This is a genomic window from Vibrio sp. TBV020, assembly GCF_046056895.1.
Classification (GTDB): domain Bacteria; phylum Pseudomonadota; class Gammaproteobacteria; order Enterobacterales; family Vibrionaceae; genus Vibrio.
The window spans coordinates 199,764-215,314 of record NZ_JBEEAQ010000003.1; the positions used below are offsets into that span (position 1 = coordinate 199,764).

Genomic DNA, 15,551 nt, shown 5'->3' on the forward strand with positions numbered 1-15,551 from the left:
AGCTTTACTAAAGCTTATTTGGTGATATCAGCACCAAACCACTTCTGAGAGATAGTTGCCAATGTACCATCTGCACGCATCTCTGCTAGGGCTTTGTTTACTTCAGCTTGTAGTTTTTTACCATTGTCGTTATCAACAAATGGCCAAGCGTTTTGAATGGTTTCGAAAGGCTGACCTGCTAGTTGTAGTGGTAAGCCTGTTTTCTTGATCAGCTCAAGTGCTGAAAGACGATCCATCACGAATGCGTCAGCGCGGCCTAGAGCAACATCGTGTTCGATACCTGTATCGTAAGTTTTGATGTTGATCTTGCTGTCTTTATCGTAGTCACGCAGCAGTTGCTCAAAGTTCGAACCTAGGTTGACTGCAACCGTTTTGCCCGCTAGATCTTCAACACCTTGGATGCTGTCATTACCTTTACGAACGGTGATTTGTGCTCCGTCTACCACGTATGGGTCTGCAAATAGGTATTTAGCTTTACGAGCATCTGTCATGGTAATTTGGTTTGAAATCGTATCAATACGCCCTGTTTCTAGTAGGCCAAATAAACCAGAAAAGTTCGCTGTTACATACTCAACTTTGTAGTCATTACGTTTGCCGATCTCATCCCACAGGTCCACTTCAAAACCTTGTAGCTTATCTTGCTGAACGAAAGTGAACGGGAAGTAGCGGCCAGACATACCAACTTTTACTTCAGTCGCCGCTTGAACGGTAGCAGCAGAAAGCGCGATTGCTGCAACTGCAGCCTTAATCCAGTTTTTCATAGTACAACTCCATATAATTATGGGGATAAATACTACTGTCTCTTTACTTAATTAGATAAATAACCAAGAGCAATAACCTAGACAGTAGAGTAATAAGGTGCCGTTATTAGCTGTCATTCAGTCGGTTAGACGAACTCAATATGAAAAAGACGGAAAATAGGTGGATAAAAATATTCATTCACAGAGTTATCACCAGATTGATGATCTGTGTGATTTGGTCATTTTGTGGATCAAAGTGTGGGTAAAAATGGGGCAGGATGTGGGGATCCATCGAATAATGTCGAAAATATTGTGAATAACTTAGATCTTATTCACTGGATCATCGATCATTTGCTGGCGATCTTGGTTATCAACAGGTAAAATTGCCAGTCTTTTCAGATCAATTACTTCGAGTGGGGGCACCGTGTCATCTTCGCTTTGGTTGCAATGTTTGCAACAGCTTCAAGAAGAGCTACCAGCAACGGAATTCAGCATGTGGGTTCGTCCGTTACAAGCAGAGCTCAATGACAATACGCTCACTTTATTTGCCCCAAACCGTTTCGTTTTGGACTGGGTTCGCGATAAATACCTAAATAGCATCAACCGTCTACTGCAAGAATATTGTGGTAATGATGTGCCGAGCTTGCGTTTTGAGGTAGGTAGTCGTCCAGTTGCGGCGCCAAAGCCAGCACCAAAACGTACGCCTGCTGATGTGGCTGCGGAATCTTCAGCACCAGCACAATTACAAGCGCGTAAACCGGTTCATAAAACATGGGATGATGATGCACAAGCGATCGCTGACATCAATCACCGCTCGAACGTAAATCCGAAACACAAATTCACTAACTTCGTTGAAGGTAAGTCAAACCAATTAGGTTTGGCTGCGGCGCGTCAGGTATCTGATAACCCAGGCTCAGCGTATAACCCGTTGTTTCTATACGGTGGTACAGGCTTAGGTAAAACGCACCTTTTACACGCAGTTGGTAATGCCATTGTCGACAATAAGCCAAACGCAAAAGTGGTCTACATGCACTCTGAACGTTTTGTGCAGGACATGGTTAAAGCACTGCAAAATAACGCGATTGAAGAGTTTAAACGTTACTACCGTAGCGTTGATGCGCTGCTTATTGATGATATTCAATTCTTCGCTAATAAAGAGCGTTCACAGGAAGAGTTCTTCCACACATTCAACGCGTTACTTGAAGGCAATCAACAGATCATCCTAACTTCGGATCGCTATCCGAAAGAGATCAGCGGCGTAGAAGATCGTCTTAAATCTCGCTTTGGTTGGGGTCTAACCGTTGCGATCGAGCCACCAGAGCTTGAAACGCGCGTTGCGATCTTGATGAAAAAAGCGGAAGACCACCAAATTCACCTTGCTGATGAAGTGGCATTCTTTATCGCTAAGCGTCTGCGTTCAAACGTTCGTGAGCTTGAGGGTGCACTCAACCGTGTTATTGCGAATGCGAACTTTACCGGTCGTCCAATCACTATCGATTTTGTTCGTGAAGCACTACGTGACCTACTGGCTCTACAAGAGAAGTTAGTGACTATCGATAACATTCAAAAGACGGTGGCTGAATACTACAAGATTAAAGTCGCTGATCTGCTGTCTAAACGTCGTTCACGCTCTGTTGCACGCCCGCGCCAGTTAGCAATGGCCTTAGCGAAAGAGCTGACTAACCATAGCTTGCCGGAAATTGGTGATGCATTTGGTGGTCGCGACCATACAACGGTTCTGCACGCTTGCCGTAAGATTGAACAACTGCGTGAAGAGAGCCACGATATTAAAGAAGACTACTCGAACTTGATTCGTACACTTTCTTCTTAATTCGCACTATTTCTTGATTCACAGTATTCTAAGCGTCGAGCAACAATAACGAATTCGGATAAGAGCATCCTATGAAATTTTCCATTGAGCGTAGCCACCTGCTTAAACCTCTTCAACAAGTGTCAGGTGCACTAGGTGGTCGTCCTACTTTGCCTATTCTTGGTAACTTATTACTTAAAGTAGAAGACAACGTGCTATCGATGACGGCAACAGACTTAGAAGTAGAGCTGATTAGTCGTGTCACTTTGGAAGGCGAATTTGAAGCGGGCAGCATTACTGTACCTTCACGTAAGTTCCTTGATATTTGTCGTGGCTTGCCTGATGACTCAGTGATTACTTTTGTATTAGAAGGTGATCGCGTACAAGTGCGTTCTGGTCGTAGTCGTTTCTCACTATCAACACTACCAGCCAATGATTTCCCAAATATTGAAGATTGGCAGAGTGAAGTTGAAGTGTCACTGACTCAAGCTGAGCTGCGCGGCTTAGTTGAGAAGACCCAATTTTCGATGGCAAACCAAGATGTACGTTACTACCTCAATGGTATGTTATTTGAGATTGATGGTACGACATTACGTAGTGTTGCGACTGATGGTCACCGTATGGCGGTATCTCAAACTCAGTTGGGCGCAGACTTTGCACAAAAGCAAATCATTGTTCCGCGTAAAGGTGTCCTTGAGCTGGTTAAATTGCTTGATGCGCCAGAGCAGCCAGTAGTGCTACAGATTGGTAGTTCAAACGTACGCGCTGAAGTAAATAATTATGTGTTTACTTCTAAGCTGGTGGATGGTCGATTCCCTGATTACCGCCGAGTGATGCCACAAAGCACCAGTAAAACTCTAGAAGCGGGTTGTGACGAACTACGCCAAGCGTTTTCTCGCGCAGCGATTTTGTCGAATGAAAAATTCCGTGGTGTTCGAGTTAACCTTGCAGATACGGAAATGCGTATTACGGCGAATAACCCAGAACAAGAAGAAGCGGAAGAGATGCTCGATGTGAGCTTCGAAGGTGAGCCAATTGAGATAGGCTTCAACGTGAGTTACGTACTGGATGTTCTCAATACGCTGCGCTGTGAAAAAGTCCGCATTTCAATGTCAGACGCGAACGCCAGTGCATTGATTGAGAATGCTGATGATGACAGTGCCATGTACGTGGTGATGCCGATTCGACTCTAGCATGCCGCTTTCTCGCCTTATTATAAAACAGTTTAGAAACATTGAAGCCTGTGACATTAACCTGTCAGCAGGCTTTAACTTTCTTATTGGGCCGAATGGTAGTGGCAAAACCAGTGTTTTAGAAGCCATTTACCTACTTGGTCATGGTCGCTCATTTAAGAGTTCACTGACCGGCCGAATTATTCAAAATGAGTGTAATGAGCTGTTTGTTCACGGTCGTTTTTTGAACTCGGATCAATTTGAGCTACCAATTGGCATTAATAAGCAGCGCGACGGCTCAACAGAGGTTAAAATAGGCGGTCAATCTGGACAAAAGCTAGCGCAGTTAGCCCAAGTATTACCTTTGCAGTTGATTCACCCTGAAGGGTTTGATCTACTCACTGATGGACCGAAACATCGCCGTGCATTTATTGATTGGGGCGTGTTTCACACCGAGTCTGCTTTTTATGAAGCGTGGGGGCGTTTTAAGCGTCTCAATAAACAGCGTAATGCTTTGTTAAAAACAGCGACTAGTTATCGAGAGCTCAGTTATTGGGATCAAGAAATGGCTAGACTGGCTGAAAACATCAGCCAATGGCGAGCGACTTATGTCGAGCAGATGAAAGTCAAAGCCGAGCAGATCTGTCAAGAGTTTTTGCCAGAATTTGATATCCAATTAAAGTATTATCGTGGTTGGGATAAAGAGACCCCATACCAAGAAATACTAGAAAAGAATTTTGAGCGTGATCAGGCGCTTGGTTATACCTTTAGTGGGCCAAATAAAGCTGATTTACGCATAAAAGTGAATGGCACTCCTGTTGAGGATGTGTTGTCACGAGGCCAGTTAAAGCTGATGGTGTGTGCGTTGCGGGTAGCGCAAGGACAACACCTCACTGAGATGACAGGCAAGCAATGTATCTACTTAATTGATGACTTTGCATCTGAATTAGATAGCCAACGTCGCAAGCGTCTTGCTGATTGCTTGAAAGAGACGGGGGCTCAAGTTTTTGTAAGTTCTATTACTGACAGTCAGATTGCAGATATGCGAGATGAAAATGGCAGGATGTTCCATGTGGAACATGGCACAATAGAGCAAAATATATAGCGGAAGATAACTCATGTCTGAAAATTACGATTCATCGAGTATTAAAGTACTAAAAGGTCTGGACGCAGTACGTAAGCGTCCTGGTATGTACATCGGCGACACGGATGATGGTACCGGTCTGCACCACATGGTTTTCGAGGTGGTGGATAACTCAATTGATGAAGCGTTAGCAGGTCACTGTAAAGACATCATTGTGACTATTCATGAGGATAACTCAGTATCTGTAAGCGATGATGGCCGTGGTATCCCTACGGAAATGCACCCTGAAGAAAACGTATCAGCAGCAGAAGTTATCATGACGGTACTTCACGCTGGTGGTAAGTTCGATGACAACTCATACAAGGTATCGGGTGGTCTGCACGGTGTAGGTGTTTCGGTAGTAAACGCGCTATCAGAAAAAGTGACGCTAACGATTCATCGTGGCGGCCATATTCATACTCAAACTTATCACCATGGTGAGCCTCAAGCTCCACTAGCTGTGATTGGTGATACCGATAAAACGGGTACGCAGATTCGTTTCTGGCCAAGTGCTGAAACTTTCTCAAATACCGAGTTCCACTACGATATCCTGGCAAAACGTCTACGTGAGCTATCATTCCTAAACTCTGGTGTTTCTATCAAGCTTAAAGATGAGCGTGAAGAAAACAAGAGCGACCACTTCATGTTTGAAGGTGGTATCCAAGCGTTCGTTGATCACCTAAACACTAACAAAACACCGATCATCGAGAAAATCTTCCACTTCGACTTTGAACGTGAAGATGGCATTTCGGTTGAAGTAGCGATGCAATGGAACGATGGCTTCCAAGAGAATATCTACTGTTTCACCAACAACATCCCTCAACGCGATGGTGGTACTCACTTAGCGGGCTTCCGTGCTGCGCTTACTCGTACCCTGAACTCGTTCATGGATAAAGAAGGTTTCTCGAAGAAAGCGAAAACTGCAACTTCAGGTGATGATGCACGTGAAGGCCTAACTGCAGTTGTTTCGGTGAAAGTGCCAGATCCTAAGTTCTCGAGCCAGACTAAAGATAAGCTTGTTTCTTCAGAAGTGAAGTCTGCGGTTGAATCTGCAATGGGTGAAAAACTGTCTGAGTTCCTAGTAGAGAACCCAACAGAAGCGAAGATGGTATGTACTAAGATCATCGATGCAGCGCGCGCTCGTGAAGCAGCACGTAAAGCTCGTGAAATGACTCGTCGTAAAGGCGCACTTGATTTAGCTGGTCTACCAGGCAAACTGGCTGACTGTCAGGAAAAAGACCCAGCACTCTCTGAACTATACATAGTGGAGGGTGATTCGGCAGGCGGCTCCGCAAAACAAGGCCGTAACCGTAAGAACCAAGCAATCCTACCGCTAAAAGGTAAGATTCTTAACGTTGAAAAAGCGCGTTTCGACAAAATGCTTTCTTCTCAGGAAGTTGCAACGCTTATCACAGCTCTTGGTTGTGGTATCGGTCGTGACGAGTACAACCCAGACAAACTGCGTTACCACAACATCATCATCATGACCGATGCCGATGTCGATGGTTCGCACATCCGTACGCTACTATTGACCTTCTTCTACCGTCAAATGCCAGAGCTTATCGAGCGTGGCTACGTGTACATTGCTCAGCCACCACTTTACAAAGTGAAGAAAGGCAAACAAGAGCAGTACATTAAAGATGAAGACGCAATGAACCAGTACCAAGTGGCCCTTGCTCTAGATAATGCATCTCTACACGTAAACCCAGAAGCGCCAGCGCTATCAGGTGAAGCTCTAGAGAAGCTAGTTCAGCAATACAATGCGGGTATCAAGCTGGTGGATCGTATGAGTCGCCGTTACCCACGTGCACTTGTACATGAGCTTATCTACACTCCTCGTCTAACGGCAGAGCAGTGTCATGATGCTGCAGCGGTTGAAGCATGGACTAAGCAGCTTGTTGAACAGCTAAACGCGAAAGAAGTAGGCGCGAGCCAATACAGCTTTGAAGTAGAACAACACGCTGAGCTAGGCTTAAGCCTACCTAAGATTGTGGTTCGTACTCATGGTGTGACACACGAGCATGTTCTGAGCATCGATTTAATCAACTCAAAAGAGTACGGCAAACTAGCATCACTTTCTGAAGCGCTAGACGGTCTGATTGAAGAGGGTGCTTACATCAAGCGTGGTGAGCGTACTCAGCCTGTTTCAAGCTTTGTTGATGCGCTTGAGTGGCTAATTAAAGAGTCACGTCGTGGTCTAAGCCTGCAACGCTACAAAGGTCTAGGTGAGATGAACCCAGATCAGCTTTGGGAAACCACTATGGACCCAGAAACACGCCGCATGATGCAGGTAACGATTGAAGATGCAGTAGGTGCAGACCAACTGTTCACGACACTAATGGGTGACCAAGTAGAACCTCGTCGTAACTTCATTGAAGAGAACGCACTGAAAGTTGCTAACTTAGACGTGTAGTACCGACTCTCGTTGATAAAAAATACCGCCTTCTCAGGCGGTATTTTTGTTTTTGGACATTAATTTTCCTGCCGTTGCTAGAAAATATTCGCCAGAAAGGCGGCCGGTTTCATAGTCATGGTCTAGTGCCTGACTAGAACTACCTAACACATTTGAATGCAGAGCTTTATTAGGGTGAATTTCGTAAATAGTGGCATCACTTGGAGGGGAGTTAAGAAACGCCTGAGTTGCTCGGTAACACTCTTCGTGTTTTAGCAGTAGATCTATCAGTGCTTTAAGCTTAGTTTTGCCTAAATAGCGCGAGTACTTCTTCATCCACTGGTGATCGAATACCGTTGAGAGTGGAACGGTACGAATCACAACGATATGTTTATAGCCTCGTTGATATGCCTCTTGTACTGGGATCGGCGCTGAAACGCCTCCATCTAGCCATTCTGTTTCACACACTTTGACAGGTTTTTTATTAATAAATGGAATCGCACATGATGCTTTGAGCGCTTGAGGCCAGTGAGGGCTATCAAGGTTGAAGTAAGCAGGTTTGTGCTCAGTGGCATGACAGGCACAGGCTAAAACTTCGCAGTTGTGCATGTTGGCATGGCCTTTATCCCAATCTAAGCGATGCGTTGTCATTGCTTGCCGAAGTAACCAGTCTAGATCTAAACCTTGCTGACCGGTTAAAAACTGATAGCGAGTGAAGAACTTAGGACTGACCGTTGCTTCTTTAATGAAGTGATAAGCATGCTTTGTTTGTCCGCAAATATAGGAAGCAAGGTTTAGTGAACCCGCAGAGGTGCCAATCATAAGGGAAAAAGGGTTAAAGTTTTGCCCAAGAAAGGCATCCAACACACCTGCAGTGAAAATTCCACGTTGTCCACCTCCTTCAGTGACGAGGGCTACCTTATTTACCTGAGTACCGAAGTGGGATAGAGCTTCGTAAGAATTGAGACTGTATGAAATATGTTTGGCAGGCATGATTTCAACCCTTTGCTATCAAGGTAGTGAGTGAATACTTGTAGCATAGAAAGAGTTTAGGTTTAGTTAAATTAAATAATTCTTATGCACTGTTTTGATATTTTGAACACAAGATTCATCTAGTTTGTCGAAGGATTGGGTGAAATTATGATTGTTTTTATATCAATAGGTTAGGGCGCTTGTGAGTCAGTGAGGAGAAAATAATTCATTTCTTCCCTTGAAACCAATTTGTTCAATCCATATATCTAGTTGTGAAGAGGGATGACTGTCTTGCTCAAGAGAGAAGAAACAGACCTTCTGATTCGCTGATAAGGTATCGCTCAGGAGAGGATGACTTAGAGGCACACAATTGAACTGATTTATTACTACGTCCCAGCGCTAACAGAGCCCGAGGAGTAGCGAATAAATCCCTTAGTCGGCGACGAGCGAGCACACTATCGATCCGCGCAAACTCACGACTAAGACTATTGCTTACTAAAAGGATAGCATTATGAGAACTGTAGATTTCACTCCACTTTACCGCAACGCAATTGGCTTCGATCGTATATTCAACATGATGGAAGCGAATACTTCGAAGAACACTTCTGGCGGTTACCCTCCTTACAACATCGAGCAAAAAGATGAGAACAACTACCGTATTACTATGGCAGTTGCAGGCTTTGCTGAAGAGCAGCTAGATCTTACTCAAAAAGAGAACATGCTGATCGTTAAGGGTGAGCGTAAATCAGAAGAAGAGAAGACATACGTGTATCAAGGTATCGCAGAGCGTGATTTCGAGCGTAAATTCCAGCTAGCAGACTACGTGAAAGTGGTGGGTGCAAGCATGGAAAATGGTCTACTGCATATAGACCTAGAGCGCGAAATTCCAGAAGCGATGCAACCGCGTAAGATTGCTATCAATGGCAGTAACCTAATCGAAGGTTAATTAACTGTCTCAAAACTGAGAGTAAAGAGTGAAAGAGCGCAGATTAGCGCTCTTTTTTATTGTTCTTAGATCTGTAAATCAGTACTTTCAGCGCCGCAAACTATAAATTTGGATAATAGAATGAAGAAATTATTATTGGCGGCTTTAGTTATTGCTGTCTCAGGCTGCTCTAGCCTTGTTGCCCCACTTGCGACTGACTACACTGCATCAAATGGTGAAAAGATTCATATCGCTTATGCAAACCCTGAAAAATCAGCTAATTGTGAGCTGAAAGGCCAATCTGCGTTTAACCCTAATTCGCAGAGTATTATGGGGATCGTATCGTTTGGTGATAGTGGAATGGATGCTGAGCACAAAATTAACTCAACTTTTGGTGAAGAGGCCGCAGCATTAGGTGCAAACTACATTAATCGTGGCTTTGCTGGCTCTTCTACATACGGTGGTGTGTATCAGCGTTCTTCTACGATTGAAGCAACCTACTTCTTATGTGAACACATCCCTGCACTATAAATACAAACAGCCCAAAACTCTTTGGGCTGTTTAGTGTTGAAGCGCTTAACCTTGCTGGTAAGCGCGTTCAACTTCCTCTGCAATAATTTTGATACCTTTCTGCATCATTTCATCGTCCTGAACGTAGTTCATACGCAAACATTGGTGAGCATGCTCCCAATCATCTTCTTGGCCAATAAAGAAATACTCACCAGGAACAATTAACACACCTCGTGCTTTCAAGCGTGCATACAGCTCCATAGTGGTGATAGGCAGTTCATCAAACCATAGCCATAAGAAGATAGCTCCCTCTGGCTTATGGATACGGAAGCGAGGGTCGGTAATTTCGTTTTGTAGCAATTCAACCGCACGCTGAGATTTCTGCTTATAGAAAGGTTTAATCACATCAGAGCTAAGCTTAAGTAAATCGCCTTTACCAATAATATGATTAGCTAGTGCTGGGCCAAGGCTGCCTGGTGCTAAGCTGATGATGCCATTCATATTGGTCATCGCTTGAGTCACCTCTTCACTTGCAATCACAATGCCGCAGCGCACACCTGGTAGGCCTAGCTTAGATAGGCTCATACATAGAATGGTGTTTTCATTCCAGAATGGTTCAACATCTTCAAAAATAATATTTGGGAATGGCAAACCGTAGGCATTATCGATGATCAGTGGAATGTTGTTCTCGCGGGCAAGTTTATCTAGCTTGTGGATCTCTTCGTCAGTCAACACATTCCCTGTTGGGTTAGTTGGTCGAGAGGCACAAATCGCTGCAACCGAGTCATCGACTTTCAGTTGCTCAAAATCAACGTGATACTTGAATAGACCGTTGTCTAGTAGCTCAATTTCAGGGTGGTAAGAGACAAAGATATCTTCATCGACACCAGCATCGCCATAGCCGATATACTCAGGCGCTAATGGCAGCAGGATCTTTTTATGTGAACCATCAGGCTGCTTACCCGCAAGTAAATTGAATAGGTAGAAAAAGCCACTTTGGCTGCCATTGGTTAGGCTAATGTTTTTCTCGCTGATGTTCCAACCGTAGGTTTCTTTAAGAAGGTTTGCGAGTGCTTTGACGAAGGCATCTTTACCTTGTGGGCCATCATAATTGGCCATAGCAGCAACAAGCTCTCCACTAGCGAGCATCTCCTCACTGGCTTGATGAAAGTAGTCGAGCATGGCTGGTATTGCGGCTGGGTTACCTCCACCGAGCATAATGGCTCCTGGAGTACGTAGACCGTCATTTAAATCATCCATTAACTGGGTGATGCCTGAATACTGATTAAACTTTTCACCAAATTTTGAGAACTGCATTACTTGTCGTACCTAATTCATTATTGTCATTGCTTTTGTTTTTAAATAGCTAGTGCGTGGCTAGCCAATCGAGTAATCCTTGACCTTACCTTAATGCGCTATTAACGCAAAGTGTGAATACCGCCAGAAGAGAAAAAAGTGCGTTGTCAGACCAGAAGCACGCATCTTTTGCACTAGAAGCACAATAAAAAAGGGAAGCTTATGCTTCCCTTGCTGGTGGACATAGTGAGACCTATTCGCCTGTGTATACGATAAGAATCTTGTCACTTTTATACTGACGCTCAAATGAATAGTAGCCTTCTTGGTTTCTTGTTATGTGTTTGCCTCGCGCGACGGCAGGGTGTCTTTGTCGAAACTCTCCTAGCTTTTGCCAATGTTGCAACAGTGCTTCACGTTCTCCTTCGATTAAATCCCAAGGCATATCTGAACGCGTTCCTTGATGTGTGTCTGAGCCTGTTGGCCCAAAATTTCGTGCAATTTCGTCCCCGTAGTAGATTTGTACGGCGCCGGGAGCCAACATTAAGGCGTTGGCGGCTCTAGCTTGGTCATCAAAACTACGGCTACGTGAAGACCAAAATAACTGAGTATCGTGCGATGATAAGTAACTCAATACATTGAAGTCTGGGTCTGTATTGATGCTGTTTGCATAACGATGATAGTCATTATCTAAGTCAGCGAAACATTTAAGTGCTTTTGGAGCAACATCAGACTGAAACTCGAAGTTGATGATGGAGTCGAATCCGTTAGCAAAATATGGACTTTTAACTACACCGTGTGCCCATACTTCCCCTGTCATCCAGAACGGTAAATCATCTAAAGCTTTGTCTGGGTTACTTTGTTGCCATTCGGCAAGAGCTGCTGTGGTTTCAGCTTTTAGTTGTTGCCAGGTTTCCGACTCAACATGCTTGGCAGTATCGACTCTAAATCCATCAATACCGTACTCTCTTACCCAATCCGAAAGCCAAACAATTAAATGCTGCTGAGGTGTTCGCGCAACATCCGCAGCATTAGTGGATTTATTCTGATAGAAATTGGGCAGGCGGGTTGCTTGCTGAGACTCTGTCTTGAGATCGGGTAGATGAGCTAGAGACATGGTGATTTCATTGTATCCAGGGATATCGTAATCACCAATATCGGTACGTATCCAATCTTTTCCCCACCACTTTTGCCAAGCGTCACCGTCACGGTAGTTGATGTAGTCATTAAAGCTGTGCCAAGTTTGGCCTTTCTTTGGTGTCCAGTCCGTCCATTTTTCCCCAAGGATTTCTGTCGCCTCTTTTGAGTCTAGATAAAGCTGACCAAAACCAAACTCTTGCATGTCGGCAAGCGTGGCATAACCGGTGTGATTCATGACCACATCCCACGGATACCTTTTTGATGGGCTGTATCGACAAATTCTCTCAGTTCATCTTTGGTGCCCATATTCGCATCAAGTTTGGTCCAATCTTGATGGTAGTAACCATGGTAGCCATAATGCTTAAAGTCACCTTTGTCACCGCCACCAACCCAACCATGGATTTGTTCAAGTGGTGAGGTTATCCAGATAGCGTTGACGCCTAAGGACTCGATATAGTCCAGCTTTTGTGTCAGACCGGCCAAATCACCACCATGAAATGTTGCGATTTCATCTGCGCCATCTTTACTCCGACCATAACTATTATCATTGCTAGGGTTACCGTTATAGAACCTGTCGGTCATAACAAAATAGACCGTAGCGTTATCCCAGCTGAACGTCGCTTCCTCAGGGACTTTGACTTCTTCTATTAGCAGTAGGCCTTGACTGTTTGTACCAGGCTGTAAAGTAATGACACCATTGATGACGGTCGTTTCTTGGCCTGTTAGAGCATCACGAAGTTTGGTTCCATCTGGGAATGTTTTCGCGACATTAATCGCTTTAGCTGTTTCGGTTGCAATTGGGCAGGTATAGGTGATCTTTTGCTTTTTGTTAGGTTTAAGTTGAACGGTGAGTTCATTGCTTTTCGGGTTGAGTAGAAATTGGTAGGAGTTGGCTTTAAAAACTTTAAGAGCAATATCTCTGTTGTCCGCACAATCATCCATTTTTAATGGGCGGTTAAATTTGATACGGCTTTCTTCTAACGGTGCGAAGCGACTACCACAGCTTTGAGTGCGATTGGCAATTGTGATTGAGTAATTGCCTTTATCCAGTAGTTGCTCGGCAACAAGTAAGCCTTGCTCATTAGTCTCAAATGCTGTTTGCTTGTTTCCGACGGTGAGGAAAATAGTGTTGTCTGATATTTGGCTACACGCACTCAGTAAACCGATAGAAACTGCGAGAAATGTTTTGTTCATGTGTCCTTCCCCCGAATAAACGTTGCAGTTATAGCAACATTCGGACTCTACAGTCTGAGGGATGAGGCATAGGTTATTCGCTGGTTTGCCCTACAAATTCCCAAGAAGTTCACAAGTTTAATTAAAAACTGCGCAAATATAGACGCTTCAGATATCAAAAAGGGAAGCATTTGCTTCCCTTTTGCATCACTACTAATTATTCAACTCTTCACTACTTTTGCAGTAGAGAAATATCCGCAATCTGTAGGAATAGGTTACGCAGGTTGTTCAGTAGCGTTAGACGGTTCTTCTTCAGAGCTTCGTCGTCAGCCATAACCATTACGTTATCGAAGAATGCATCAACTGGCTCACGTAGGTCAGCTAGTTTGCTTAACGCTTCTTGGTAGTTACCTGTCGCAAATGCTGGCTCTAGAGCTTCAGTCATCACTTCAACGCTTTCTGCTAGCGTCTTCTCTGCGTCTTCTTGTAGAAGAGCAAGGTCGATTTCTGCTGCTAGTTCGCCGTCGAATTTCGCTAGGATGTTACCTACACGCTTGTTCGCTGCTGCTAGTGCTTCTGCTGCTTCTAGCTCACGGAAGTGAGATACCGCTTTCACGCGCTGATCGAAGTCTGCTGGTTTAGTTGGACGGTTAGCCAGTACAGCTTGGATGATATCCACGCTGAAGCCTTCGTCTTTGTACCATGCGTTGAAACGGCCAAGCATGAAGTCGATTACGTCGTTGGCAACGTTCGCGTTTGTAAGCTTATCGCCGAACAGAGACTGAGCCTTAGCAATCAGGTCAGTTAGGTCTAGGCTGTAGCCGTTTTCTACGATGATACGTAGCACACCTAGAGATGCACGACGAAGTGCGAATGGGTCAGAACCCTTAGGTGCTTGGCCAATACCGAAGATACCAACGATAGTATCTAGCTTGTCTGCCATTGCTACTGCTGAAGAAATACCTGTGCTTGGTAGGTCATCACCAGCGAAACGAGGCATGTACTGTTCGTAAAGCGCCAGTGCAACTTGCTCGTCTTCACCATCGTGAGTCGCGTAGTGCATGCCCATTACACCTTGAGTATCGGTAAATTCGAATACCATAGAGGTCATTAGGTCACACTTCGCCAGTAGGCCTGCACGCTTAGATTTTTCAACGTCAGCATCAATTTGCTCAGCGATGTAGCCAGCAAGCTCAGTGATACGGTCTGTTTTGTCTTTGATAGTACCAAGCTGCTTCTGGAAGATAGCTTGCTCTAGCTCAGGTAGACGGTCGATTAGAGGACGCTTACGGTCAGTGTTGAAGAAGAATTCTGCATCCGCAAGACGTGGACGTACAACCTTCTCGTTACCTTCGATTACGTAGCGAGGCTCTTTTGATTCGATGTTTGAAACGAAGATGAAGTTAGGTAGTAGCTTCTTGTTGTCATCGTAAACAGGGAAGTACTTCTGGTCACCTTTCATGGTGTAAACCAAAGCTTCAGAAGGTACTTTTAGGAACTCTTCTTCAAACTTCGCAGTTAGGACTACTGGCCATTCAACCAGAGAAGTCACTTCTTCTACTAGGTCATCTTCTAGATCCGCTGTACCACCAACCGCTGCTGCTGCTTTTTGCGAGTCAGCAAGGATGATCGCTTTACGCGCTTCGTAATCTGCCATTACTTTACCGCGCTCTTCTAGGATCGCTGGGTATTGCTCTGCAGATTCGATAGTGAACTCTTGCTCACCCATGAAGCGGTGACCACGGATAGTGCGGTCTGATGCTACGCCTAGGATTTCACCTTCAATAAGGTCAGAACCCATTAGCATGGTTAGCGTTTTAACTGGGCGGATAAACTGAGTTGTCTTGTTACCCCAACGCATTGGCTTAGCAATAGGCAGGTTACCTAGTGCTTTTGCTGCCAGCTCAACAACGATTTCAGACGTTGCTTGGCCTTTTACTTCTTGTTTGAAAAGAAGCCATTCGCCTTTGTCTGTCACTAGACGGTCAGCTTGCTCAACCGTGATGCCGTTACCACGTGCCCAGCCTTGAGCCGCTTTAGTCGCGTTACCGTCAGCATCGAATGCCACAGAAACTGCAGGACCACGCTTTTCAACCACTTTGTCAGCTTGGCCTTCAGCAAGACCTGCAACCTTAAGCGCTAGACGACGAGGAGCCGCGTACCATTTCACACCTTCGTGTGCTAGGTCTGCGCCTTTAAGCTCTGCTTCGAAGTTTGCAGCGAAAGCTTCTGCTAGAGTACGAAGCTGTGTTGGTGGTAGCTCTTCAGTACCCAGTTCAATTAGAAATTCTTTAGCCATGA

The 15,551-nt window shown here is 44.8% G+C and carries 10 protein-coding genes and 1 pseudogene; 6 read left to right on the plus strand and 5 right to left on the minus strand.

Features of this window, described 5'->3' with window-relative positions; all coding sequences use genetic code 11:
• Nucleotides 1-14 precede the first annotated feature (14 nt).
• On the minus strand, nucleotides 15-761 hold the full coding sequence (locus AAFX28_RS08835; protein ID WP_408687108.1) for an amino acid ABC transporter substrate-binding protein: 747 nt from the start codon (nucleotides 759-761) through the stop codon (nucleotides 15-17).
• Between the two features lie 403 nt (nucleotides 762-1,164).
• Here AAFX28_RS08835 and dnaA point away from each other — a divergent pair, with 403 nt between their 5' ends.
• From dnaA to gyrB, 4 genes are all read left to right on the plus strand, one after another.
• Nucleotides 1,165-2,571: a chromosomal replication initiator protein DnaA gene (gene dnaA, locus AAFX28_RS08840; protein ID WP_053440000.1), complete on the plus strand. Its 1,407-nt coding sequence runs from the start codon at nucleotides 1,165-1,167 to the stop codon at nucleotides 2,569-2,571.
• A 71-nt stretch (nucleotides 2,572-2,642) separates the two neighbouring features.
• Nucleotides 2,643-3,743, plus strand: a complete 1,101-nt coding sequence (gene dnaN / locus AAFX28_RS08845) for a DNA polymerase III subunit beta (protein ID WP_408687109.1) — start codon at nucleotides 2,643-2,645, stop codon at nucleotides 3,741-3,743.
• Nucleotide 3,744: 1 nt separating this feature from the next.
• On the plus strand, nucleotides 3,745-4,827 hold the full coding sequence (gene recF / locus AAFX28_RS08850; RefSeq protein WP_408687110.1) for a DNA replication/repair protein RecF: 1,083 nt from the start codon (nucleotides 3,745-3,747) through the stop codon (nucleotides 4,825-4,827).
• Between the two features lie 13 nt (nucleotides 4,828-4,840).
• Nucleotides 4,841-7,258: a DNA topoisomerase (ATP-hydrolyzing) subunit B gene (gyrB, locus tag AAFX28_RS08855; RefSeq protein ID WP_408687111.1), complete on the plus strand. Its 2,418-nt coding sequence runs from the start codon at nucleotides 4,841-4,843 to the stop codon at nucleotides 7,256-7,258.
• A gap of 33 nt (nucleotides 7,259-7,291) precedes the next feature.
• On the opposite strand, the gene AAFX28_RS08860 is transcribed toward gyrB, so the two are convergent.
• On the minus strand, nucleotides 7,292-8,230 hold the full coding sequence (locus tag AAFX28_RS08860) for a patatin family protein (protein ID WP_408687112.1): 939 nt from the start codon (nucleotides 8,228-8,230) through the stop codon (nucleotides 7,292-7,294).
• A 490-nt stretch (nucleotides 8,231-8,720) separates the two neighbouring features.
• Here AAFX28_RS08860 and AAFX28_RS08865 point away from each other — a divergent pair, with 490 nt between their 5' ends.
• Nucleotides 8,721-9,155 (plus strand): Hsp20 family protein, encoded by a 435-nt coding sequence (locus tag AAFX28_RS08865; RefSeq protein ID WP_408687113.1) that lies wholly within the window; start codon nucleotides 8,721-8,723, stop codon nucleotides 9,153-9,155.
• Nucleotides 9,156-9,275: 120 nt separating this feature from the next.
• A complete protein-coding gene (locus AAFX28_RS08870; RefSeq protein WP_408687114.1) occupies nucleotides 9,276-9,665 on the plus strand; it encodes a hypothetical protein in 390 nt (129 codons plus the stop codon).
• Between the two features lie 45 nt (nucleotides 9,666-9,710).
• On the opposite strand, the gene AAFX28_RS08875 is transcribed toward AAFX28_RS08870, so the two are convergent.
• The 3 genes and pseudogenes from AAFX28_RS08875 to glyS form a co-directional block, all read right to left on the minus strand.
• Nucleotides 9,711-10,961, minus strand: a complete 1,251-nt coding sequence (locus AAFX28_RS08875) for a valine--pyruvate transaminase (protein ID WP_408687115.1) — start codon at nucleotides 10,959-10,961, stop codon at nucleotides 9,711-9,713.
• Nucleotides 10,962-11,193: 232 nt separating this feature from the next.
• Nucleotides 11,194-13,271 (minus strand): annotated as a pseudogene (locus AAFX28_RS08880) (alpha-amylase).
• Between the two features lie 211 nt (nucleotides 13,272-13,482).
• Nucleotides 13,483-15,549: a glycine--tRNA ligase subunit beta gene (gene glyS / locus AAFX28_RS08885; protein WP_408687116.1), complete on the minus strand. Its 2,067-nt coding sequence runs from the start codon at nucleotides 15,547-15,549 to the stop codon at nucleotides 13,483-13,485.
• Nucleotides 15,550-15,551 lie beyond the last annotated feature (2 nt).

Bases quoted from the DNA above. Each gene is read 5' to 3' on its own strand.
- AAFX28_RS08835 (WP_408687108.1), bottom strand. From the start codon at position 761: ATGAAAAACTGGATTAAGGCTGCAGTTGCAGCAATCGCGCTTTCTGCT.
- dnaN (WP_408687109.1), top strand. From the start codon at position 2,643: ATGAAATTTTCCATTGAGCGTAGCCACCTGCTTAAACCTCTTCAACAA.
- recF (WP_408687110.1), top strand. From the start codon at position 3,745: ATGCCGCTTTCTCGCCTTATTATAAAACAGTTTAGAAACATTGAAGCC.
- gyrB (WP_408687111.1), top strand. From the start codon at position 4,841: ATGTCTGAAAATTACGATTCATCGAGTATTAAAGTACTAAAAGGTCTG.
- AAFX28_RS08860 (WP_408687112.1), bottom strand. From the start codon at position 8,230: ATGCCTGCCAAACATATTTCATACAGTCTCAATTCTTACGAAGCTCTA.
- AAFX28_RS08865 (WP_408687113.1), top strand. From the start codon at position 8,721: ATGAGAACTGTAGATTTCACTCCACTTTACCGCAACGCAATTGGCTTC.
- AAFX28_RS08870 (WP_408687114.1), top strand. From the start codon at position 9,276: ATGAAGAAATTATTATTGGCGGCTTTAGTTATTGCTGTCTCAGGCTGC.
- AAFX28_RS08875 (WP_408687115.1), bottom strand. From the start codon at position 10,961: ATGCAGTTCTCAAAATTTGGTGAAAAGTTTAATCAGTATTCAGGCATC.
- glyS (WP_408687116.1), bottom strand. From the start codon at position 15,549: ATGGCTAAAGAATTTCTAATTGAACTGGGTACTGAAGAGCTACCACCA.